Genomic DNA, 20,902 nt, shown 5'->3' with positions numbered 1-20,902 from the left:
AACAGCTTGTTTACAGGACGCTTGGGCTTAGCCTAAATTGACCATTTCAATTTGCTCTAATGAGCGACCTAAAAAACGTTCGCCTATGGTGGTAAAACGCAATGGAATGTCCGATACATAAAAACGGTAGTCCGCCCCTTGTATGGGTGCATGTTCGTTCAGCAAACCTGCTTTTGCCAAAGCAATCGCAGTGGCTTCGGCGGTAGTGGTGGCAGAATCGACCAATTGCACATTGCCTACTTCGCTGGCGAGCAAAGGTTTGAGCAATGGGTAATGGGTGCAGCCTAACACCAAAGTATCCACGTTTTCTGTCAAAATCGGTTTCAAATATTCGCGGGCAGTTAAGCGTGTGACTTCGTGTTCTAACCAACCTTCTTCCACCAGCGGTACCAGTAAAGGACAGGCTTGCGAGATGACGCGTGTGTCATGGCTTTGGGTGTTGATGGCACGGGCGTAAGCGTTGCTATTCACGGTGGTTGATGTCGCCATCACGCCAATGCGGCCGCTGTGAGTGGTGTTTAAGGCCGCTTGTGCGCCAGATTGAATCACATCCAAAACAGGCATATTGCCTGCCATTTGACGCACACGTTGTCCTGCCACAGCGGCGATGGTATTGCATGCAATGACCAAAGCTTTCACATCTTGCTCAAACAAAAAATCAACGATTTGTTTGGTATACGTTTCAATAGTGGAACGGGATTTGTTGCCATAAGGCACGCGTGCGGTATCGCCAAAATAGACGATGTTTTCCAAAGGTAGGCGTTCCATCAACGCACGCACGACGGTCAAACCGCCAACGCCTGAGTCAAACACGCCAATAGGGCGTTCATTCGGGGTAGTCATGTTGCAATAAAGTCCATTTTGCCGCTTCGGCAATCAAGTGATTGGGGTGGGTGCACAATGGCACCATCAGGCTTGCGATTGTAGCACTTTTGCTCACATTACCCAGCGCAATGATGATGTTGGACAGCCATTTGTGGTAGCCGATGCGGTAAATGGGGCTACCCGCCATGCGGCTTTGAAACATGGTTTCATCCCAAGCCAATAATTCGACCAAAGACACTTGGTCCAAACCATGTCTGACTTGAAAATCGGCTTCTTGGCTTGGCTTGGTAAAGCGGTTAAACGGACACACCAATTGGCAGTCGTCACAGCCATAAATGCGGTTGCCCATGGCTTTGCGAAACTCAACAGGAATGATGTCGTTCAATTCTATGGTCAAGTAAGAAATGCAGCGGCGTGCGTCGACGGTATAAGGTGCCACAATCGCTTGGGTCGGGCACGCTTGCATACAACGGCTGCATTGACCGCAATGACTGGGGATTTCCTCATTCGGTTCTAATGCCAAATTGGTGAGCAAGGCACCCAAAAAATACAAGCTGCCGGTTTGTTTTTGCAATAGTAAAGAATGTTTGCCTCGCCAACCCAAACCCGCTTGTGTGGCAAATGACACTTCTGATAAAGGTGCACTGTCGACTACAGGACGGTATATGACATCAGGAACCAATTGTTCAATGTATTGCCCTAGATTCTTGAGGCGGGAACGTAAAACTTTGTGATAATCCCGCCCCAGTGCATAACGCGAAATGTAAGCGGCTTTTTCATCTGCTAAAATGGCACGCGTTTGATCAAAGTCTTCTGTCCAATACGGCAAAGCCACCATGATGACCGATTTGACTTCGGGTAACACATATTCTGCATGATTGCGGGATATGCCATGTTTGTGAAAAAATGACATTTCACCTTTAAAGCCTTGTGCTAACCAGAGGCTTAGCTTTTCATCGTGTTCGGGGCTCAGGTTGGGGGTGGTGATTTTACAGTCTAGCAATCCCAATTGCTGGGCATGTTGGCGGATGGCCAAGGTCAATTCATTGGAATTCATACAATATCTTTGGAAACAACATGGCAGATTATACGCAATTCCTTGCTGATGAAGCAGCAAGTCTTGCATTGGCACATCAATTGGCAGCACATTTACAGCCTGCCTTGACGGTGTATTTGGCAGGTGATTTGGGTGCAGGCAAAACCACGTTGACGCGCGGTTTGTTGCGTGCTTTGGGTTTCGATGGCACGGTTAAAAGCCCGACTTATACCATTGTGGAAAGTTATGAATTGGATGGTTTGAAAGTCGAGCATTTTGATTTGTACCGTTTTCAAAGTCCTGAAGAGTGGATGGATGCAGGTTTGGACGAATTGTTTGATGCCAATACCATCGCTTTAATCGAATGGCCGCAAATGGCAGAAGGTTTTGTGCCGCAAGCGGATATGACGATTGCTTTAAGTGTGCAGGATGAAGGGCGTTTATGTACAATCACTGCTCATCATGAACTTGCTCAGAAGATGTTGACATCATGCTTCGAATAAACCGCCGTGGCGTTTTACAAGTTTTGGGCGCAGGCGCGTGCGCCAGCTTGACGCCTAAGGCTTTTGCAAACAATGCTCAAGTGGTCGCAACGCGTTTGTGGCCATCGGATTTGTACACCCGTATGACTTTGGAAGTCAGTGCGGGTGTGCCGTTTAAGTATTTTACGTTGGACAATCCTAGCCGCTTGGTGGTGGATGTATCGGGTATCAGCATCAATGAAGTGTTGAAATCGATGCCGTCTAAGGTATTGGCGCGTGATCCTTTTATCCAAAGCATACGTGTGGGTCAGTTTAATGATACAACGGTGCGCATTGTGATGGATTTGAAGCGCAGCGTTAGCCCGCAAGTGTTTTCTTTGTTGCCAGCTGCGGAATACAAACACCGCTTGGTAGTGGATTTGTTTCCTACTGCCAGTGCTGGCGTGGTACAAGAAGAGGAAGAAGATGCTTTGATGGCTTTGCTTAAGGATTACAGTACAGGGCAAGTCAAAGCGGACGGCTCAACTACCGCCAAAGCACAAACCAATATTCCCAAGCCGCAAGACACTCGTCCTAAAGCCACCCCTGAAAACAAAACCCAAATCAAGCGTCAGATTGTGATTGTGATTGATCCCGGTCACGGGGGTGAAGATCCCGGAGCGATTGGTCCGAGTGGTTTGCGGGAAAAAGATGTGGTGTTGGCAGTCAGCCGAGAATTGAAGAAAAAACTCGATAGCATGGGTTACAAAACCCACATGACGCGCAATCAAGATGTGTTCATTCCTCTGGGTGTGCGTGTGGCCACTGCGCGTAAATTACAGGCCGATTTGTTTATTTCAGTACATGCCGATGCATTTACTTCGCCACAACCTCGTGGTACTGGTGTGTATGCTTTGAGTACAGGCGCGGCAACGAGTACGTTGGCCAAGCATTTGGCGGATACGCAAAATGCTTCGGATTTGGTCGGTGGCGTTAAAAAAGTGGGTGACCGCAATGTGGACCAAACTTTATTGGATATGACGCAAACAGCGACCATTCGTGACTCGTTGATTTTGGGTAAATATGTTTTGAATGCTTTGGGTCGGGTAAATAAATTGCACAAAGGTCATGTTGACCAAGCCGGTTTTGCAGTTTTGAAAGCACCTGATATTCCGTCGATTTTGGTGGAGTGTGCCTTTATTTCCAATCCTGAAGAAGAGCGTTTGTTATCGACCAGTGGTTTTAGAGTGCGTGTGGCTGATGCGATTGCAGGTGGCGTGAAAAATTATTTTGACAGTGGTGTGGCGTTGGCGCAGCGATGAAGGCTTGTGGCAGCTTTAGGATGGTATGAAAACACAAAAAACAGTGTTGTTTTTGGAAAGCTCCAAAAACATGGGTGGGCAGGAATGGCAATTGTTACAGCAAATGCAGGCTTTGAATGCGCAAGGTTTTGAGTGTGTGTTGCTGTGTTCGCCGCAAGCACGCATCAGCGCACAAGCGCACGAGAGGCAATTGCAAGTGATCCATTTGCCATTTCGCAATAGCGTACATCCTCAAACCATACAAGGCATAGTCAAAGCCATCAAGCAATATGCACCTTTGGCATGTATTAGCCACAGTGGGCACGATGCCAATAATTTGAGTGTGGCGGCTTTGTTTTTGGGTAAAAACCGTCCGAAAATCATCCGTTCGCGCACTTATTACACCAATGACAAGAAAAAAGCCTTGCAAAGCTTATTGCCATTAGATGCGGTCATGGTGCCTAGCCGTTTTATGCAGCAACACATTCAAAAACAATTTCCAAGCAAACCTGTGAGCGTGGTGTATCCGGGGATTGATTTTGGTAAATTGGATGCGCAAAAAAACCATGCTTTGCCTGAAAGTTTACAACAGTTTTTACAGCGTCATGTTAGCGCGAAAAAAATCGTGCATATTGGCATGTTGCGTCCTGAAAAAGGACAACACATTACCTTGGCAGCCGTTGCAGCCATGCGAGCGCAAGGGCATGAAGTGGTTTTGGTGTTGGCAGGCGGCGGCAATGATGCGCCTATACGTGAAGAAATCGCCGCTTTGCATTTACAGGACGCTGTGTGGTTGGGGGAATTGAAGGCGGTGGCGCCGCTTTTGTTGCAAGCGGACGTGTTGGCGATGCCGTCTTTGAAAGAGCCTTTGGGTATGGTGCAAATCGAGGCTTTGGGTTTGGCTGTGCCTGTGGTGGTGAGCAATGTCGGTGGCGTGCCTGAAACGGTGGTGCATGAGCAAACAGGTTTGATTGTGGCAGACCATGAAATTGCGTCTTGGCAAACTGCTTTAGAGCGGGCTTTGAAGCAGCCTCAATGGATGCGTGAATACGCTCAAGCAGGACAAAAAATGGTGCGTGAACAGTTTGGCGTGGCTCGCAATACCGAACAATTATTGGCGTTGATACAGCATTAAACCATGATTGGGAGAGATTTAAGCGTCCTGTAAATGTGTTTACAGGACGCTTAATTTTGCCTTTTAATGGGCATATATAATGAAAATGCTCGGGCGTTTTTTTAAATTGGGACGTTCTTGCGGCCAATCTTTGACAAGCAAAGAAATGATGGTTTCGCTGTCAGCTGTCAAATCACAAGCCACACACAAACGTGTGTTGGGATTCAAAGTTTGCAAAGCCGTTTCAAGCAAAGCATCATTGCGATACGGGGTTTCGATGAAAATTTGGGTTTCTTTTTCTTGGTAAGCGCGCGCTTCCCACTCTTTGAGTTTGGTAGCTCGCTCGCCCGCGTCTTGCGGCAAATAACCTCGAAAGGCAAAATTTTGACCATTAGCGCCAGAGGCCATCATCGCCAATAAAATGCTTGAAGGTCCCACCAAAGGTTTGACAGTAAACCCGTGTTGGTGCGCCAACGCCACCACTTGCGCGCCAGGATCTGCCACCGCAGGACAGCCAGCTTCACTGACCAAACCCACGTCACGTCCTTGTTTCAAAGGTTCAATCAAAGCGGCAATATCGGTAGCTGGTGTGTGTTCGTTCAACGTGTGCATCGACAATTCACGAATGGGCGTGGTCACTTCCAAAGCCTTCAAATGCGCGCGCGCGGTTTTTTCGGCTTCAACAATAAAATCGGTGATGTTCACAATCAAACTTTGTTCGTGTGGTAACAAACATGGCGTATCGGCACTGGCCAAAGGCGTGGGAATCAAATACAGCGTGGCAGTCATGGTAAAACTATTCCTTCGTTGATGAAAAAACCAATTAATTTGAGCATTGGCAAACCTATCAAAGCGTTTGGATCGGTGGTGGTGATGGATTCAATCAAAGTTTGACCCAAACCTTCGCTTTTAGCGCCGCCTGCACAATAAATGGCATCAGGTTCACATTCTAAATAGCGTGCAATGGTGGCATCGCTCAAAGCGCGCATTGTGACACGCGTGTGGTCAACGTGTTGCTGCAAGCGTCCTGTAACTGTGTTAAGCAATACCACGGCAGTGTAAAAATCCATATCTTGACCACTGGTAAAGCGTAAGGTTGCCGCAGCTTTGTCTAAACTCATGGGCTTACCCAATTGGGTATTTTGACAAAAAGCCACTTGATCTGAGCCAATAATCAAATGGTTTGTGTGGGTTTTTGCCACAGTTTCGGCTTTTAAAATCGCCAAACGCAAGGCGGTTTGTGCTGGAGTTTCTTGCTCAAAACTGCGTTCGTCTGCATCAGGTGAAACCGATTCAAATGGCAAATTTAAGTTTGCCAATTGCGCTTGGCGAAAGCGCGAACTCGAAGCCAAAATCAAGGCAACAGGGGTCATGGGGAAATTTGTCATTGACAGTTAGAATCAAACAATTATATCATCCTTCGTTTATGTTAAACGTTAATTTGATTGATCCGATTGAGTTTGCAAATGGTTCGATGCTGCAAGAAGGCAGTGTTGGCTTGGCGCAATTGGATGAGCGCATAGCGCAGCACGAGTTTTTGGTCCCAGCCGAGACAACCCTACAATACCGATTAAAAGGTGGCGTAGATAAGTTGCAGCGGCCGTATCTCAATTTGTCTTTACAAGGTGAGTTGACACTGATGTGTCAGCGCTGCTTGACGGCCATGTCTTTAGAGTTAGATGAATCGGTTCGTATCGTTTTGTTTAGCAAAGAAGATGTGATGGATGAAGCTATGGACAGCGACCCTGAATTAGAGGGAATGTTGGCCGAAGCCGAACTTTCTGTGTGGTCGCTCTTGGAAGATCAAATCATTATGGCTTTGCCTTATGCGCCACGTCATGATGATTGTGGCAATACGGATTTGGAACGCGTGAACAACGATAAGCCAAATCCATTTGCTCAATTGGCAAAGCTCAAGCCCAACCAATAAACGTATTTAATTTTCTTTTAGGAGTTTGACTCATGGCAGTTCAACAAAATAAAAAATCACCATCTAAACGTGGTATGCATCGTTCACATGACCGTTTGACTGCACCTGCAACTGCAGTTGACGCAGCAACTGGTGAAATCCACTTGCGTCACCACATTTCTCCTAACGGCATGTACCGTGGCCGTAAAGTGATCAAATCAAACGACGAGTAATCTTGTTTGATAGAAGAAGCCAACACCTGCACTGGCAAGTTGTTGGCTTTTTTCGTTTTTATTGTGATGATTGGTGTAAAAATCATCAAAAATGTTATTTTGCATAACACCATAGCAAGTTTCATACAATCATCAACAACGTGATAAGCTTGCTGGGTTTTAAAATGATCGAGTACAACATGATTACAATTGCAGTGGATGCAATGGGTGGCGACGTAGGTTTGAATGTTACCGTTCCAGCTTCCGTGGCTTTTTTAGAACGTCAAAAAGATGTTCAAGTGGTAATGGTGGGCGACGAAACCCAATTAAAACAGGCTTTAGCCAGTGCCAATGCACCGATGAACCGCATCAGTATTATGCATGCTACACAAGTGGTCGACATGGATGAAGACCCGCGCAGTGCCTTGCGTCATAAAAAAGATTCATCTATGCGTGTGGCCATCAATCAAGTCAAAGAGGGTTTGGCGCAAGCGGCTGTGTCAGCAGGCAATACAGGTGCTTTGATGGCGACGGCAAAGTTTGTGTTGAAAACCATAGATGGCATTGAGCGACCTGCCATTGCCAAATTTTTACCAGCTTTGAATGGCGGTTTGACGTGTATGTTGGATTTGGGTGCGAATGTGGACTGCACATCAGATCAATTGGTGCAATTCGCGATTATGGGCTCACAATTGGTACAGGCCGTGCAACCAGATATGACTGAACCTCGCGTGGGTTTGCTCAATATTGGCTCGGAAGACATCAAAGGCACACAAGTGCTTAAAGATGCTTATCAATTGCTACAACAAACACCGTTGAATTTCATTGGTAATGTCGAAGGCGATGATATTTTTGCTGGTGAAGTAGAAGTCATTGTGGCTGATGGTTTTGTGGGCAATGTGGCTTTGAAATCCATTGAAGGTGCAGTGAAAATGATGGCACAAGTGATTAAAGAAGAATTCAATCACAGTGCTATGAGTAAAGCCCAAGGCTTGATAGCCAAGCCTGTGTTGGGACAAGTGAAAAAACGCATTGATCCGCGTCGATTTAATGGTGCGATTTTCTTAGGTTTGCGTGGGATTGTGGTTAAAAGCCATGGTGGCACGGATGCAGTGGGATTCAATTATGCTTTGCAAGAAGCATATCATGAAGCCAAAGCTGATATTTTGACCAGTATTCAAAAAGGTGTCGCAGCACATTTGGCTCCAGACCAAGCAATTTGATGATGATATTTTAAAAAGTCATGGCAAAAGCCATGGCTTTTTTGGTATAAATACTTCACATATTATTAATAATAAGAGTATATAAAGAGCGGGAATTTCTATGGCATATGCAAAAATTTTAGGGACGGGCAGCTATTTGCCTGCAAACTGTGTGAGCAATGATGAATTGGCAAAAAAAGTTGATACATCAGATGAATGGATTGTAGCGCGCACGGGAATACGCCAGCGTTATATTGCAGCAGAAAATGAACAAACCAGTGATTTGGCGGTGCAAGCTTCGCTACAAGCATTGCAAAGTGCAGGTATGGAAGCACAAGATATTGATTTGATTATTGTTGCAACGACCACGCCTGATAAGACTTTCCCATCTACAGCTTGTATTGTGCAGCAGAAATTGGGTATACCAGGTTGTGCTGCTTTTGACGTGCAAGCAGTGTGTGCTGGTTTTATGTATGCTTTAACCACGGCTCATGCTTATATTCAAGCAGGTTTAGCGAGCAAAGCTTTGGTGATTGGCGCAGAAACTTTTACTCGTTTACTCGATTGGAATGATCGCCGTACATGTGTATTGTTTGGTGATGGTGCTGGTGCAGTGATTTTGGGCAAAAGTGATACAGAAGGTGGCATTATCAGCGCCAAACTTAAAGCCGATGGTAATTATGCTGATATCTTACAAGTACCTGGCGTGGTGAAAGGCGGTCAAATCGTTGGCTCACCTTTTGTGGCCATGGATGGACAAGCCGTGTTTAAATTTGCGGTGAAAACTTTGACTAAAATTGGTCAAGAGGCTTTGGCTGAGGCAAATATGACTGCCGAAGACATTGATTGGGTCGTGCCACATCAAGCAAACTTGCGCATCATTGACAGTACAGCCAAACATTTGGGCTTGAGTATGGATAAAGTGATTTTGACTGTACAAGACCATGGCAATACTTCGGCTGCTTCTATTCCACTGGCTTTGGATGTGGGTGTGCGTGATGGTCGTATCAAGCGAGATGATGTATTGCTATTAGAGGGCATTGGCGGTGGTTTTGCTTGGGGAGCGGTGTTGTTGCGTTATTAAATAGTCGATGCTTAAGGGGAGTGTATGGCTAAGTATCAAGGGCAAGTTGCGGCTTGGCAGGAGGCTAAAGGGTTTGGATTTATTACGCCACTGAGTGGTGGTAAGCAGGTTTTTTTTCACGCCAATACATGGGTGAATGATGCCATACAAATTGTGGTAGGAACTCAAGTCAAATATGATTTGAGCACTGACAATAAAAGCCGCGTTTGTGCCGTCAATGTGGAGCCTGTGCCATTGTTATTAGATGGTGAAACCATTGTGGCGACATTCAAGCAATGGTCGCCTGATGGGCAATTGGGTTTATTGGTCAATGAGGATCATCCGAATACCAAAATTTTATTGCCCAAATCAGTATGGCAAGGTGAACCTTTGCATGTGGGGCATCGGATACAAGGGACGTTGAAATTGCATCAAAGTGGCAGCTGGGTGTTGTTGCAGCCTAGTTTGGTGACTGCGAAAAGCATGAAAGCTGAAAAAGAAGCTTTGGCGCAAAAACATCAAGCTGCATCGCTTAAACAAGTTCAAGCGGCTCAAATCAGAACTTCTGCAACCGACCACTCGCTTGAAAAAGACATGGTTTGGCGTGAGAACATGTCTTTAAAAGGCGTTGTATCGCAATGGCAAGATGACAAAGGTTTTGGTTTTTTACAAGTTGAACCCAATAAGCCACGTGTATTTTTTCATATTAGCGATTATATTGAATTTGATGGGCGTCCTGAAAATGGTATGGTGGTGCAATTTGTATTAAGACAAGGTGATGCAGGGCAATGGCGCGCAGGCAGTGTGCAGTGTGTACAAAAACCGACTGCTCAAAAGCGTTTGCAAAGCGATGGTCGCCATAAAAATCAAAACCAAGGCGATGTCGGTACTGTTGGCAGGATGGTGTTTGTAGTGGTGCTAGGCTTGTTGTTTGTAGGCACATTGGCTTATTTTTCTGAAATTTTGGCTGTTTGGTCATTGGTGATGAGTATTTTGTCGTTTTCTGCTTATTCTTCGGATAAAAAAGCAGCGTTACGCAAAACTTGGCGGGTTTCAGAAAACCGTTTGCATTTTCAAGATTTATTAGGCGGTTGGCCAGGTGGCTTGCTTGCACGTCACGTGTGGCGTCACAAAGTGAGCAAAACCAGTTTTGTCATCACATTTTGGCTGACAGTTGTGCTTAATATATTGGCAATGGTATGGATTTGGCGCCATTTAGGCGAAATCTTGCCAACATTTATTTAATCAGAAAGACAATATTATGGCTTTTGCTTTTTTCTTCCCAGGACAGGGCTCGCAATCTTTGCATATGATGGATGGTTTTGAAGGCATCCATGTGGTGCGTGATACTTTCCAAGAGGCTTCCGATGTGTTGGGTGAGGATTTGTGGGCTTTGGTTAATGGTGAAGATGCTGCGGCATTGAATACCACCACAACGACACAACCATTGATGTTGACCGCAGGCATTGCCACTTGGCGTGCTTACCAACAAGCAGGTGGCGTGTTGCCAAGTGTTTTGGCAGGCCACAGCTTGGGCGAATACACGGCTTTGGTTGCGGCTGAAAGTTTGGATTTTGCCACAGCAGTCAAATTGGTGCGTGAGCGTGCCACTTTGATGCAAAACGCGGTACCACAAGGCGTGGGTGCGATGGCAGCGATTTTAGGTTTAGACGATGCGCAAGTCATTGCAGTGTGTGAGCAAGCGGCACAAGGTGAAGTGGTGCAAGCAGTGAATTTCAATGCCATTGGGCAAGTGGTGATTGCAGGACACGCTCAAGCGGTTGAGCGCGCGATGGTTTTGGCTAAAGAGGCAGGGGCTAAACGTGCGTTGCCTTTGCCAGTTTCTGTGCCATCACATTGTGCTTTGATGCAGCCTGCTGCTGAACAATTGGCTGCATATTTGCAAAACATTGACATTCAAACGCCGAAAATCAAAGTGTTGCACAATGTGGATGTGCAAAGTCATGTTGATGCTGCTGCGATTAAGGACGCTTTGGTGCGTCAATTGTATTCGCCTGTGTTGTGGACACAAACCGTCAATCAATTGGTGGTTGATGGCATTACACAAGCGGCTGAATGTGGTCCGGGTAAAGTATTGGCAGGCTTGTCTAAGCGAATTAATAAAGAAGCGTCGTGCGTGGCTTTGACCAAACAAGCGGACATTGATGCGTTCATCGCAGCACAATAACGAATCATCAAGAGGAAAAGCAATGGTTATGGATTTGGGTTTACAAGGTAAAGTGGCGTTGGTAACAGGCGCGTCTCGCGGCATTGGTGCGGCGATTGCCGATAGTTTGGCAGCGCAAGGCGCGATTGTGATTGGTACAGCGACCAGCGAAGCGCAAGCGGCGAACATCAACGCACGTTTGAGCACGCATGGTGGTGCAGGTCGTGTGTTGAATGTGTCGGACGCTGAATCGATTGAAAACTTGATTGCCGACATCACCAAAGAATTTGGTACGATTGAAGTGTTAGTGAACAACGCTGGCGTGACCCGTGACAATTTATTGATGCGCATGAAAGACGAAGAGTGGGACGACATCATGCACATCAATTTGAAATCGGTTTATCGCGCGAGCAAAGCGGTGTTGCGTGGCATGATGAAAGCGCGCAATGGCCGCATCATCAGCATCGCATCTGTTGTGGGCGCGATGGGCAATGCCGGTCAAGCCAATTATGCTGCTGCGAAAGCGGGCATGATGGGTTTCACCAAATCTTTGGCGCGTGAAGTGGGCAGTCGCAACATCACAGTCAACTGTGTGGCACCCGGTTTTATCGACACTGATATGACACGTGCTTTGCCTGAAGAGCAACGTGAGGCTTTGGCGGGCAATATTGCATTGGGCAAATTGGGCGAAGCGCAAGACATTGCTGACGCAGTGGTATTTTTGGCTTCTAACCAAGCCAAATACGTGACAGGTCAAACCTTGCATGTCAACGGTGGCATGTTGATGCCTTAAAACGGTTTAGCTAAATTAGTTTGAAGCGTCCTGTAAATTTTACAGGACGCTTTTTATTTTGTGAATTTGTGAATTGTTTTTGAAATACCACTTCAGTAAATATTTAAAAACCATAATATTGTTGCAATTATTCACTATTAAATGATTTAATGGCGTAGATTGGCAGCTTTTGTATTTATCAATGCATGAAAATTGGCGATAATAGACAATTGTATTTTTTAAAAGCAGAATCATATCGTGGCCAACAGCACCATCATCGCTATTGCGGGCGCATCCGCTTCAGGAAAAAGTCTTTTTGCATCGACTGTCTACCAAGAATTGGTGGCTGAAGTGGGGGGAGATTGCATTGCCGTTTTGGCTGAGGATGCGTATTACCGCAAGCAAGACCATTTGACGTTTGAACAACGCTGCTTGACCAATTACGATCATCCTGCTGCTTTTGAGCATGGTTTGTTGGCCGAACATATCAAGCAATTGAAAGCAGGTCAGACGGTACAAATGCCACAATATTGCTATAAAACCCATACCCGTATTGATGACACCATCACCATTAATCCTGCCAAAGTGGTTTTGGTGGAAGGAATTTTGTTGTTGACCGATGCGCATTTGCGTGAGCAGTTTGACATTTCGGTATTCATGGACACGCCATTGGATGTGTGTTTGTTGCGTCGCATTCGCCGTGATATGGAAGAGCGTGGTCGTTCTTTGGATTCTATTACTGAGCAATACAAAAATTATGTGCGTCCTGCATTTTTTGATTTCATTGCGCCATCTAAGCAATATGCTGATTTGGTGGTAACGCGTGGCGGTAAAAATGAAATTGCCATTGACATCATTAAAACCAAAATTCGCCAATTGTTAGCGCAATAATATTCAATGATTTGGCATATCAATATGGTTTATTTAGGTATTTGTTTTATTAAATTTTTTTAAATAACTTATTAATGATATAATTGTTGCCAGATTTATTAAATTCAAACAATAAAAAGTTAAGCTTCATTCTTATTCAACATCAAGCTGACCTGTAATCTTTTTTTTATTCTTTTTGGTTGTGCCGCTTTGCTCGGAAACTATCATTTGCTGATGCCACTCTTTGGGAGTGGCATTGCTGAATTTAAAGAACCGATTGTAGCGTTGGTATCCTGAAGGAATCATCATGATGAGTCTGGTTGGCATTTGTGCCATTTTAATCATCGCGTATTTGTGCTCAGCACACCGCTCGCACATCAAATGGCGCACTGTGATTGGTGCATTTTTAATCCAATTGGGTGTGGGCGCATTCGTGTTTTATGTACCCATTGGCAAAGACGTGTTGTTTGCCATTTCCAACTCGGTGGCACAAGTCATTGGTTTTGCGCAAAAAGGCATCGAATTTTTGTTTGGTGATGCAGGTGCATTCAAATACGGCTTTGTGTTTGCCATTCATGTATTGTCGGTCATCATTTTCTTCTCGGCTTTGATTTCGGTGTTGTACCACTTGGGCATTATGCGTGTGGTCATTACCGTTTTGGGTGGTGGTTTGCAAAAATTATTGGGCACCAGCCGTTCAGAGTCGATGAATGCCGCTGCGAATATTTTTGTCGGTCAAACCGAAGCGCCATTGGTGGTGAAACCATTCATTCCTCACATGACCCGTTCTGAGTTGTTTGCGGTGATGGTTGGTGGTTTGTCGTCGATTGCAGGTTCGGTGTTGGCAGGTTACGCAGGCATGGGTGTGGAATTGAAATACCTGATTGCTGCGTGTTTTATGGCAGCGCCGGGTGGTTTGTTGATGGCCAAATTGTTGATGCCTGAAACCGAACAGCCCAAAGACGACATGAATGCTGCTATCAGCACAGACAAACATTCTAATGTCATTGATGCAGCCGCATCAGGTGCAGCAAGTGGTTTGCAATTGGCTTTGAACGTGGGTGCCATGTTGTTGGCATTTGTGGGTTTGATTGCCATGTTCAACGGCTTGATTGGTTGGGTAGGCAGTTGGTTTGGTTTAGAAGCTTTGAGTTTGCAACAGATTTTTGGTTATGTGTTCCAACCTGTGGCATTTTTATTGGGTGTGCCTTGGGAAGAGGCGCGTGCAGCGGGCAGTTTTATTGGTCAAAAAGTGGTCATCAATGAATTTGTCGCTTACTTGGATTTCATGAATTATTTGAAAACAGGCAGCTTGAGCGAGCATACCAAAGTCATTGTGACCATTGCTTTGTGCGGTTTTGCCAACTTTGCATCGATTGCGGTGTTATTGGGTGGCTTGGGCGTGATGGCACCGACTCGTCGTGGTGAAATTGCCAAATTGGGTTTGAAAGCCTTGTTTGCTGCGACTTTGGCCAATTTGTTAAGTGCAGCGATTGCAGGTTTCTTCTTTACTTTGGGTTAAGCTGTTATGAATGTCACAAGCGTCCTGTAAAAGTTTACAGGACGCTTGTTTTTTTACAGCGTCCAAGCTTGCCAAACCAAGCGCAATGCCAAGAGGGTGAGGACGATGTTGAAGAGGGTACCAAAATTTTGGTTGCTCAGGCGTTTGGCCAATTTTAAACCTATCCATGTACCGACTGCACCGCTGACAATCATCAATACAATCAATGCAATCCAATCTTGAAATACAAACCCGCTGGCACCAAAGACAATGGTTTTAGGCAGATGTTGTACCGTCATAGCGGCTGAAAAATTGGCAACGGTTTTGGCGCGATCGCCTTGGTATTGTTGTTTGACAAACGCACCGACCAAAGGCCCTGTGGCACCGGCAAACATGCTGATGAACGTGGTGATGATGGCCGCGACCAAGGAGCCGAGTTTGCCTAATGCCATGTTTGGAATGGCAGGACCCCAACACAAAAACAAAATCAAGGCGGCAATGGTCAATTGGGTGGTTTGTAAGGGCAGTTGCACCAAAAAGCGGCTGGCCAACCACGCACCGATGATGGAGCCGAGTGCAAAAATGCTCAAATGGTGCCAATTCAAATCCCGTATGGTCATGATGGCACGGTTGAAGTTGGAACCCAATTGCACAATGCCATGTACGGGAATAATGACCGCAGGCGGCAATACCATCGCCATGACGGCCAACAGCAACACACCGCCACCTGCGCCCAAACTGGCGGTGATGGCGGAGGTCAATGCGGAAAACACAATCAAAAACAGCGTACTGGTTTGAGAAATTGCTTCAGGCCATAACCCATCTAGCATGGTGTCGTTCCCGTATCATCGGCAGGTAAATGGTGGGCTTGTATCCAAAAATGCATTTGGCAACTATTTTTAAATGATTTTTGGTGCGGTTGAATGTGCAAGCCTTGCGCATCAACAACACGGTAGGAAATGTCACAAGGTGGGCACACATCGCCTGCACAAGCTGCCCCATCTTGCCACTCTTGCTCCACTTCGCATTCAATGTGGACGCCATTGGCGAAATAATAATGATGGGTGGTGGTTTCGATGGTGTAGCCATCTTCGTAGATTTGTACCGGTGGTTGTTTTTGATGTTGTTGCAATGCAGGTTGGTCTTGTAAATGCAAAATTACGCGCAAATAACTGCTCAAAGCTTGGGTTGTGTGCATGATGAAAGATCACTTTAGATAAGGCGTCCTGTAACAGTTTACAGGACGCTTTCAGATAACAAAGTAGATTTTTACCATCAAGGCGATTAAATACTGAAATCTTCGTTGATGGGCGCATACAAAATCTGACTAATGCGCTCGCGTGTTAATGTCGGTTCAAACAATTGAATGAAATCATATGCAAAGCCGCGCAAATAACTGTCTTGGCGCAAAGCAATTTGGGTGGTTGATGGTTCAAATAAATGTTCGGCATCAATCAAATGCAAACCCGAATCTTCTTCAGGCACAAATGCCATCGATGCAATCAAACCCACGCCCAAGCCCAAACGCACATAAGTTTTAATCACGTCGGTATCGACCGCAGACAAAGCTACATGTGGTGGTGGAGAGCCTGCACGGATAAAGCCGCGCGCAATTTGTGATTGACCGGTAAAGGCAAATTCATAAGTCACCAATGGGTATTGCGCGATATCCGCAATGCGCAAAGGACGACCCAAATCCAATAAAGGATGACCGTCAGGCACCACCACGCTGCGATTCCATTGATAACATGGCAATTTGGACAATTCTGGGTAATCGTCAATTTCTTCGGTGGCAATAGCAAAATCGGCATCACCTTCCATCACCATGTCACAAATGGCATTCGGCGGTCCTTGTTTGATGGACAATTGGACTTTGGGAAAACGTGTAACAAATTCGCTGATGATTTGCGGCAATACGTAACGCGCTTGCGTGTGTGTGGTGGCGATGGTCAAAGAACCTGCATCTTGCTCGGAAAATTCTGCACCGATTTTTTTGATGTTTTGTGCATCGCGCAAAATGCGTTCGGCAATTTGTAAGACTTGTTTGCCCGGTTCTGATACCGCGACGACTCTTTTACCATTGCGGATGAAAATTTGTATGCCTAACTCATCTTCTAACAAGCGAATTTGTTTGGAAATGCCCGGTTGAGAGGTAAACAACGCTTCTGCTGCTTCAGAGACATTTAAATTGTGCTTGTAAACTTCGAGGGTGTAACGCAATTGCTGTAATTTCATGTTGTTATGCTTTCAACGTAAACCATACCGCAGGGTGATAGAAAAAGTGACACCGCATTGTCATATTGATGAAGAACCAATCTTTCAATTTAGACAGACCATCTTGATTATTTTGAGCAACATTTTAGCATTATTTGGCGATGACTTCAGGTCGCTTGCATGTAACAAGTTAATGATAGAATATTGCTCAAAACTGTTGTGTATAGCCTACATCATCAACGATATGTTTGGATTAATGTTGTATTAAAGTGACAAAAGAGGTATTTTTTACCCCATGTTCTGTAAGGGTAGTTTTGGCGAGTACTTTGGTTTATGAAGATTGTATTGACAGTTTTCAGCCTTATTCTTATAGTGCTTACTTGACATACCTGGTGCTTCGCCTATTAGGGCAAGTTAGATTTTTGTAATCGCTTATGCAGTCTCAAGTGTTGCATAAATGAAATTTTAGATGAGGGAAAACCATGACCAAACAGATTAAATTGGGTGCCTTGATTGCTGCACTTGTTGCTTCTGCCGGCGCAATGGCGCACGAAAAACCGGGCTACACCATCAGCGAACAATCACGTGAAGTGGTTCGTAATAGCTTTGGTGAATGCTGGGAAAACACTTACTTGAACAAAGCAACTAATGGCTTGGTTGAGTGTGGTGATAAAGTTGCTGACAAACAACCAGAATACGAAATGGTTTCTGAAACCGTTCGTTTGACTTCTGAATTCTTGTTCGGCTTTGACAAATACAACTTGCGTCCTGAAGCAGTGACTACTTTGGATACCTTGGCTTCTCGTTTGTCTCAAACCAACGTACAAGCTGTGCGTGTTGAAGGTCACACAGACTTTATGGGTACTGACCAGTACAACCAAGCTTTGTCTGAGCGTCGTGCTAACACAGTATCTAACTACTTGGTAAGCCGTGGCGTGCCTGCTAGCAAAATTGCTGCTGTAGGTTTGGGTGAAAGCCAACAACAATTGCAAGCTCAGTGTCAAGCTGAAGTAAACAAATTGGGCAAAAAAGTATCTGCTGCGAAAAAACGTGCTGCTTTGATCGCTTGTATCGAGCCTGATCGTCGCGTAGATGTTCACATCCAAACTTTGGTTGAGAAAAAAGTAGCTCAATAATATTTTATTATTGAACTCATCAAAAAGCCCGCTTTGTGCGGGCTTTTTAGATGCATATACAAGCGTCCTGTAAATGGTTTACAGGACGCTTGTGTTATTTGTAAGACTTAGCGCATAAAAGTGCGTGCACCTGTAAAGCGTTGGGCAAAATAAGGGCTGTCTAAGCGTGCAATGCGGATGGTGCCGTTGCTGCTGGGCGCATGTAAAAATTCTTGGTTGCCCAAATAAATGCCCACGTGTGAATAAGTGCCGCCACCTGTATTGAAAAATACCAAGTCGCCGCTTTTCAATTGTGTTTTGGAAATGTTGTGGCTGCTAGCGGCAATGTCACGTGCGGTGCGTGGCAGTGCAGTTTGTGTGGCTTGTTGATAGACATATTGCACCATGCCACTGCAGTCAAAACCGTTGCGGTCGCTGCCGCCATAGCGATAAGGCGTACCTACCAAAGAAAAAGCTTGAAACCACACTTCTTGGCGAGTATTGGGATGGTCTGGTATGCTGATTTTGGCGCGAGAAGACGTGGTTTGAGAGGCTTTAGGAGCGGTTTTGGGCTTGGAGCTACAAGCACTCAAAGTCAAAGCGAGTGTTAAAAAAATGGCTGTGCTAAGAATGCGCATGTGCTGCTCCTGAAGAAACATAACAACATGGCATACCTTAACACAGCATGACAATTAAGTGTTAAGACGACATCAAACCGTTTTGCTTGTTTTCCAAATATTCCCAACGGTCGAGTTGTTCTAACAAATCTTCTTCAATTTGCGCAATGCGCTCTTGCGCCGCCACTGCTTCTTGATAACGGTCTTTGAACACATCAGGCTCTAGCAACAAAGCATTCAAATCGCTTTGTTCTTGTTCCAAATCGGCAAGCGTTTGTGGCAAAGCATCCAATTCACGTTGTTCTTTGTAGGATAATTTTACCGTACGGGCGCTTTTATCGCGTGCCACCGCTTTTTTGGTATCGGTTTCGTTAGTTTTGGCGGTGTTTTGGCTTTGAATAATTGCCAGTTCTCGTGCTTTGGCGTCTTGGTAGTCTTGATAGCCACCAATGTATTCTTTCAGGACGCCTGCGCCTTCAAAGACGATGCTTTGAGTAATGACATTGTCCAAGAACATACGGTCATGGCTGACCAAGAAAACGGTGCCATCGTAGTCTTGTAACAAACCTTCGAGCAATTCTTGCGTGTCGATGTCCAAATCGTTGGTCGGTTCGTCCAAGACCAAAATATTGGCAGGTTGGGTGAACAATTTGGCTAATAATAAACGGTTGCGCTCACCACCTGACAACGATTTCACAGGCGATTGGGCGCGCGCTGGATGGAATAAAAAGTCTTCCAAATAACTCATCACGTGCTTGGTTTTGTTGCCCAAGGTCACATAATCATTGCCCTGACCCAAAGTGTAAAACACGGTGTCTTCTTCGTTTAAAGCCGAGCGGAATTGGTCAAAATAAGCCACTTGTTGCTTGCTGCCGATTTTGATTTTGCCGCTGGTTGGTTGTAATTCGCCCAAAATCAATTTCAATAAAGTGGTTTTGCCAATGCCATTCGGGCCAATCAAGCCGATTTTGTCGCCACGCTGAATTACAGTAGAAAAACTTTTCATGATGTCGCGTTCCGGAAAAGAGAACGAAGCATGTTCGAGTTCGGCAATGATTTTGCCGCTTTTTTCGCCACTGTCGAGTTTGAAATTGACTTGTCCTTGTACATCGCGGCGGGCTGCACGGTCACGGCGCAATTGCTCTAAACGTTTGACGCGGCCTTCGTTGCGGGTGCGACGTGCTTCGATGCCTTTGCGTATCCACACTTCTTCTTGCGCATGGAATTTGTCGAACAAGCGATTTTGCTCGGCTTCGGCAGCCAATTCTTGCGCTTTGATGTTGTTGTATTGCTCGAATGTGCCCGGATAGCTGCGCATCGTGCCTCGGTCGAGCTCGACAATGCGTGTGGCAATGGCATTCAAAAAGCGGCGGTCATGGGTAATCACCACCAAGCTGCCTTGAAAGCCTTGTAATAAGGTTTCGAGCCATTCAATCGCTTCAATGTCCAAATGGTTGGTGGGCTCGTCCAATAGCAATAAATCGGGTTTTTGTACCCAAGCTTGTGCCAATGCCACCCGTTTTTTCTGACCACCTGACAAATTGCCGATGATTTCGTTTTCAGGCAAACCCAATTGCGCCAAAGTTTGTACAATCAAGCTGTCAAATTGCCAGCCATTGCGGCTTTCAATTTCCAATTGCAAGTGATTCAATTGTTTTAATAAATCGGCATTGCTTGCATCATATGCCAAAGCTTCGCTGACACGATGGTAGTCGTGTAAATAAGTTTTGAGTTCGCCCAAGCCTTCAGCCACCACATCAAATACGCTCGTTTGTGGGTCGAAGAATGATTCTTGCGGCACATACACGACTTTCAGGTCGCTTTGTAAGACCAAATGACCGTCGTCTAAATGGTAAACATCGGCTAAAATTTTTAAAAAAGAGGACTTGCCTGCACCGTTGCGTCCAATCAAACCAATGCGTTCACCTTGTTCGAGATGAAATTGTGCTTGGTCTAACAAAGCCACGTGGCCGACAGCGAAACAGGCGTTATCAACGGAGAGTATGTTCATGAAATGCGCAATCCAAAATGTGCCAACAGGCAAAGAAGCTTATTTTACCGCAAGCGCACAAACTTATGCAGTGATAAAATGCCCAGATTAAGCGTCCTGAAAGGTGTCACAATCGGGGCAACATAGTACAATGGCGGCAATTTGAATAAGGAAGACGGCAATGTATTTTGTAGACCGCAGTGCGGTGGTGTTAAAACCAACCCAAGTATTTTTAGATTGGCTCAAGCAAGTGGACGAAGACATGCCTGAATTGAGCTTGGCACAAATTCGCAGCAATTGTACGGTATTGTTGGTTCCAGAAATGGATGAGCCAGAAGATGCCATTTCATATATTGATGAACGTTTTGAAGAAGTGTTTCGCAATGAATTGTCAGGTTGGGAAGTGCCACAAAGCGCTTGGCCGAAAACCATGGATTTGGTGACGTTTTGGCAATTTTTTGAAGTGGAAATCCATGATTTGGTATTGGACACCATTGAAGATGATTTGATGGTGAGTCCAGTCCAAAATTAAG

Annotated in this window: 24 protein-coding genes and 2 pseudogenes; 14 read left to right on the top strand and 12 right to left on the bottom strand. The window is 45.5% G+C overall.

The features are described from left to right. Positions 1 to 27: 27 nt before the first annotated feature. A complete protein-coding gene (murI, locus tag H150_RS0109470) occupies positions 28 to 843 on the bottom strand; it encodes a glutamate racemase (protein ID WP_019958822.1) in 816 nt (271 codons plus the stop codon). Next, a complete protein-coding gene (gene queG / locus H150_RS0109465) occupies positions 827 to 1,882 on the bottom strand; it encodes a tRNA epoxyqueuosine(34) reductase QueG (protein ID WP_019958821.1) in 1,056 nt (351 codons plus the stop codon). The genes murI and queG overlap by 17 nt, the downstream gene beginning before the upstream one ends. A 20-nt stretch (positions 1,883 to 1,902) precedes the next feature. Between queG and tsaE the strand changes: the two genes are divergently transcribed. The 3 genes from tsaE to H150_RS0109450 are packed head-to-tail and all read left to right on the top strand — an operon-like array spanning position 1,903 to position 4,758. Beyond that, a complete protein-coding gene (gene tsaE, locus H150_RS0109460; protein ID WP_019958820.1) occupies positions 1,903 to 2,364 on the top strand; it encodes a tRNA (adenosine(37)-N6)-threonylcarbamoyltransferase complex ATPase subunit type 1 TsaE in 462 nt (153 codons plus the stop codon). Then, complete coding sequence (locus H150_RS0109455) at positions 2,352 to 3,644, top strand: N-acetylmuramoyl-L-alanine amidase (RefSeq protein ID WP_019958819.1); 1,293 nt, start codon at positions 2,352 to 2,354, stop codon at positions 3,642 to 3,644. The genes tsaE and H150_RS0109455 overlap by 13 nt, the downstream gene beginning before the upstream one ends. Positions 3,645 to 3,669: 25 nt before the next feature. Further along, positions 3,670 to 4,758, top strand: coding sequence for a glycosyltransferase family 4 protein (locus H150_RS0109450; RefSeq protein ID WP_019958818.1), 1,089 nt, complete (start codon positions 3,670 to 3,672; stop codon positions 4,756 to 4,758). A 63-nt stretch (positions 4,759 to 4,821) separates the two neighbouring features. Here the strand turns inward: H150_RS0109450 and H150_RS0109445 are convergent, their stop codons facing one another. Together H150_RS0109445 and H150_RS0109440 are read right to left on the bottom strand one after the other, a co-directional pair. Then, the gene (locus tag H150_RS0109445) at positions 4,822 to 5,526 is read right to left on the bottom strand and encodes an SAM-dependent methyltransferase (protein WP_019958817.1); all 705 of its coding nucleotides are present in this window, start codon (positions 5,524 to 5,526) and stop codon (positions 4,822 to 4,824) included. Continuing rightward, a complete protein-coding gene (locus H150_RS0109440; RefSeq protein ID WP_019958816.1) occupies positions 5,523 to 6,110 on the bottom strand; it encodes a Maf family protein in 588 nt (195 codons plus the stop codon). Before H150_RS0109440 ends, H150_RS0109445 begins: the two co-directional genes overlap by 4 nt. Before the next feature lie 53 nt (positions 6,111 to 6,163). Here H150_RS0109440 and H150_RS0109435 point away from each other — a divergent pair, with 53 nt between their 5' ends. The 8 genes from H150_RS0109435 to udk all read left to right on the top strand — a co-directional run bounded on the left by H150_RS0109435 (position 6,164) and on the right by udk (position 12,953). Beyond that, positions 6,164 to 6,667: a YceD family protein gene (locus H150_RS0109435; protein WP_019958815.1), complete on the top strand. Its 504-nt coding sequence runs from the start codon at positions 6,164 to 6,166 to the stop codon at positions 6,665 to 6,667. A gap of 32 nt (positions 6,668 to 6,699) precedes the next feature. Continuing rightward, on the top strand, positions 6,700 to 6,879 hold the full coding sequence (gene rpmF, locus H150_RS0109430; RefSeq protein WP_019958814.1) for a 50S ribosomal protein L32: 180 nt from the start codon (positions 6,700 to 6,702) through the stop codon (positions 6,877 to 6,879). A gap of 179 nt (positions 6,880 to 7,058) precedes the next feature. Then, positions 7,059 to 8,081, top strand: a complete 1,023-nt coding sequence (gene plsX, locus H150_RS0109425) for a phosphate acyltransferase PlsX (protein WP_026353620.1) — start codon at positions 7,059 to 7,061, stop codon at positions 8,079 to 8,081. Between the two features lie 100 nt (positions 8,082 to 8,181). Continuing rightward, positions 8,182 to 9,144: a beta-ketoacyl-ACP synthase III gene (locus tag H150_RS0109420; RefSeq protein ID WP_019958812.1), complete on the top strand. Its 963-nt coding sequence runs from the start codon at positions 8,182 to 8,184 to the stop codon at positions 9,142 to 9,144. Positions 9,145 to 9,168: 24 nt separating this feature from the next. After that, the gene (locus H150_RS15390; RefSeq protein WP_019958811.1) at positions 9,169 to 10,368 is read left to right on the top strand and encodes a DUF1294 domain-containing protein; all 1,200 of its coding nucleotides are present in this window, start codon (positions 9,169 to 9,171) and stop codon (positions 10,366 to 10,368) included. Positions 10,369 to 10,384: 16 nt separating this feature from the next. Beyond that, the gene (fabD, locus tag H150_RS0109410; protein ID WP_019958810.1) at positions 10,385 to 11,311 is read left to right on the top strand and encodes an ACP S-malonyltransferase; all 927 of its coding nucleotides are present in this window, start codon (positions 10,385 to 10,387) and stop codon (positions 11,309 to 11,311) included. Positions 11,312 to 11,339: 28 nt separating this feature from the next. Further along, on the top strand, positions 11,340 to 12,083 hold the full coding sequence (gene fabG, locus H150_RS0109405; RefSeq protein WP_040755842.1) for a 3-oxoacyl-ACP reductase FabG: 744 nt from the start codon (positions 11,340 to 11,342) through the stop codon (positions 12,081 to 12,083). A 237-nt stretch (positions 12,084 to 12,320) separates the two neighbouring features. Then, complete coding sequence (gene udk, locus H150_RS0109400) at positions 12,321 to 12,953, top strand: uridine kinase (protein ID WP_019958808.1); 633 nt, start codon at positions 12,321 to 12,323, stop codon at positions 12,951 to 12,953. A gap of 132 nt (positions 12,954 to 13,085) precedes the next feature. Here udk and H150_RS15135 read toward each other — a convergent pair whose 3' ends face one another. Beyond that, positions 13,086 to 13,241, bottom strand: a complete 156-nt coding sequence (locus H150_RS15135; RefSeq protein ID WP_019958807.1) for a hypothetical protein — start codon at positions 13,239 to 13,241, stop codon at positions 13,086 to 13,088. Between H150_RS15135 and H150_RS0109390 the strand changes: the two genes are divergently transcribed. Next, positions 13,240 to 14,454, top strand: coding sequence for a NupC/NupG family nucleoside CNT transporter (locus H150_RS0109390; RefSeq protein WP_019958806.1), 1,215 nt, complete (start codon positions 13,240 to 13,242; stop codon positions 14,452 to 14,454). The genes H150_RS15135 and H150_RS0109390 overlap by 2 nt on opposite strands. A gap of 53 nt (positions 14,455 to 14,507) precedes the next feature. On the opposite strand, the gene H150_RS0109385 is transcribed toward H150_RS0109390, so the two are convergent. The 3 genes from H150_RS0109385 to H150_RS0109375 form a co-directional block, all read right to left on the bottom strand. Then, on the bottom strand, positions 14,508 to 15,263 hold the full coding sequence (locus tag H150_RS0109385; RefSeq protein WP_019958805.1) for a sulfite exporter TauE/SafE family protein: 756 nt from the start codon (positions 15,261 to 15,263) through the stop codon (positions 14,508 to 14,510). Next, the gene (locus tag H150_RS14800; protein ID WP_019958804.1) at positions 15,257 to 15,631 is read right to left on the bottom strand and encodes a hypothetical protein; all 375 of its coding nucleotides are present in this window, start codon (positions 15,629 to 15,631) and stop codon (positions 15,257 to 15,259) included. Before H150_RS14800 ends, H150_RS0109385 begins: the two co-directional genes overlap by 7 nt. An 86-nt stretch (positions 15,632 to 15,717) precedes the next feature. Continuing rightward, on the bottom strand, positions 15,718 to 16,668 hold the full coding sequence (locus tag H150_RS0109375) for a CysB family HTH-type transcriptional regulator (RefSeq protein ID WP_019958803.1): 951 nt from the start codon (positions 16,666 to 16,668) through the stop codon (positions 15,718 to 15,720). Between the two features lie 461 nt (positions 16,669 to 17,129). Between H150_RS0109375 and H150_RS0109370 the strand changes: the two genes are divergently transcribed. Then, a complete protein-coding gene (locus tag H150_RS0109370) occupies positions 17,130 to 17,783 on the top strand; it encodes an OmpA family protein (RefSeq protein WP_019958802.1) in 654 nt (217 codons plus the stop codon). A 107-nt stretch (positions 17,784 to 17,890) separates the two neighbouring features. Here H150_RS0109370 and H150_RS0109365 read toward each other — a convergent pair whose 3' ends face one another. The 4 genes and pseudogenes from H150_RS0109365 to H150_RS15420 all read right to left on the bottom strand — a co-directional run. Further along, positions 17,891 to 18,400 (bottom strand): C40 family peptidase, encoded by a 510-nt coding sequence (locus H150_RS0109365; RefSeq protein ID WP_019958801.1) that lies wholly within the window; start codon positions 18,398 to 18,400, stop codon positions 17,891 to 17,893. Positions 18,401 to 18,461: 61 nt separating this feature from the next. Beyond that, positions 18,462 to 18,896 (bottom strand): ATP-binding cassette domain-containing protein, encoded by a 435-nt coding sequence (locus tag H150_RS15430; protein WP_425316051.1) that lies wholly within the window; start codon positions 18,894 to 18,896, stop codon positions 18,462 to 18,464. A gap of 96 nt (positions 18,897 to 18,992) precedes the next feature. After that, positions 18,993 to 19,517, bottom strand: a pseudogene (locus H150_RS15425) (ATP-binding cassette domain-containing protein); the annotation flags it as partial. After that, positions 19,500 to 20,390 (bottom strand): annotated as a pseudogene (locus H150_RS15420) (ATP-binding cassette domain-containing protein); the annotation flags it as partial. The pseudogenes H150_RS15420 and H150_RS15425, both read right to left, overlap by 18 nt. Before the next feature lie 160 nt (positions 20,391 to 20,550). Here H150_RS15420 and H150_RS0109350 point away from each other — a divergent pair. Beyond that, positions 20,551 to 20,901, top strand: coding sequence for a hypothetical protein (locus tag H150_RS0109350; RefSeq protein ID WP_019958799.1), 351 nt, complete (start codon positions 20,551 to 20,553; stop codon positions 20,899 to 20,901). Position 20,902: the final 1 nt, after the last annotated feature.

This window comes from Vitreoscilla stercoraria DSM 513 (assembly GCF_000382305.1).
In the GTDB taxonomy this organism is placed as follows: Bacteria; Pseudomonadota; Gammaproteobacteria; order Burkholderiales; family Neisseriaceae; genus Vitreoscilla; species Vitreoscilla stercoraria.
The sequence above is the reverse complement of the archived record's forward strand: the minus strand, read 5'-3'. Positions and strand labels throughout refer to the sequence as shown.

Bases quoted from the DNA above. Each gene is read 5' to 3' on its own strand.
- murI (WP_019958822.1), bottom strand. From the start codon at position 843: ATGACTACCCCGAATGAACGCCCTATTGGCGTGTTTGACTCAGGCGTT.
- queG (WP_019958821.1), bottom strand. From the start codon at position 1,882: ATGAATTCCAATGAATTGACCTTGGCCATCCGCCAACATGCCCAGCAA.
- tsaE (WP_019958820.1), top strand. From the start codon at position 1,903: ATGGCAGATTATACGCAATTCCTTGCTGATGAAGCAGCAAGTCTTGCA.
- H150_RS0109455 (WP_019958819.1), top strand. From the start codon at position 2,352: ATGCTTCGAATAAACCGCCGTGGCGTTTTACAAGTTTTGGGCGCAGGC.
- H150_RS0109450 (WP_019958818.1), top strand. From the start codon at position 3,670: ATGAAAACACAAAAAACAGTGTTGTTTTTGGAAAGCTCCAAAAACATG.
- H150_RS0109445 (WP_019958817.1), bottom strand. From the start codon at position 5,526: ATGACTGCCACGCTGTATTTGATTCCCACGCCTTTGGCCAGTGCCGAT.
- H150_RS0109440 (WP_019958816.1), bottom strand. From the start codon at position 6,110: ATGACCCCTGTTGCCTTGATTTTGGCTTCGAGTTCGCGCTTTCGCCAA.
- H150_RS0109435 (WP_019958815.1), top strand. From the start codon at position 6,164: ATGTTAAACGTTAATTTGATTGATCCGATTGAGTTTGCAAATGGTTCG.
- rpmF (WP_019958814.1), top strand. From the start codon at position 6,700: ATGGCAGTTCAACAAAATAAAAAATCACCATCTAAACGTGGTATGCAT.
- plsX (WP_026353620.1), top strand. From the start codon at position 7,059: ATGATTACAATTGCAGTGGATGCAATGGGTGGCGACGTAGGTTTGAAT.
- H150_RS0109420 (WP_019958812.1), top strand. From the start codon at position 8,182: ATGGCATATGCAAAAATTTTAGGGACGGGCAGCTATTTGCCTGCAAAC.
- H150_RS15390 (WP_019958811.1), top strand. From the start codon at position 9,169: ATGGCTAAGTATCAAGGGCAAGTTGCGGCTTGGCAGGAGGCTAAAGGG.
- fabD (WP_019958810.1), top strand. From the start codon at position 10,385: ATGGCTTTTGCTTTTTTCTTCCCAGGACAGGGCTCGCAATCTTTGCAT.
- fabG (WP_040755842.1), top strand. From the start codon at position 11,340: ATGGATTTGGGTTTACAAGGTAAAGTGGCGTTGGTAACAGGCGCGTCT.
- H150_RS0109390 (WP_019958806.1), top strand. From the start codon at position 13,240: ATGATGAGTCTGGTTGGCATTTGTGCCATTTTAATCATCGCGTATTTG.
- H150_RS15135 (WP_019958807.1), bottom strand. From the start codon at position 13,241: ATGATGATTCCTTCAGGATACCAACGCTACAATCGGTTCTTTAAATTC.
- H150_RS0109385 (WP_019958805.1), bottom strand. From the start codon at position 15,263: ATGCTAGATGGGTTATGGCCTGAAGCAATTTCTCAAACCAGTACGCTG.
- H150_RS14800 (WP_019958804.1), bottom strand. From the start codon at position 15,631: ATGCACACAACCCAAGCTTTGAGCAGTTATTTGCGCGTAATTTTGCAT.
- H150_RS0109375 (WP_019958803.1), bottom strand. From the start codon at position 16,668: ATGAAATTACAGCAATTGCGTTACACCCTCGAAGTTTACAAGCACAAT.
- H150_RS0109370 (WP_019958802.1), top strand. From the start codon at position 17,130: ATGACCAAACAGATTAAATTGGGTGCCTTGATTGCTGCACTTGTTGCT.
- H150_RS0109365 (WP_019958801.1), bottom strand. From the start codon at position 18,400: ATGCGCATTCTTAGCACAGCCATTTTTTTAACACTCGCTTTGACTTTG.
- H150_RS15430 (WP_425316051.1), bottom strand. From the start codon at position 18,896: ATGTTCTTGGACAATGTCATTACTCAAAGCATCGTCTTTGAAGGCGCA.
- H150_RS0109350 (WP_019958799.1), top strand. From the start codon at position 20,551: ATGTATTTTGTAGACCGCAGTGCGGTGGTGTTAAAACCAACCCAAGTA.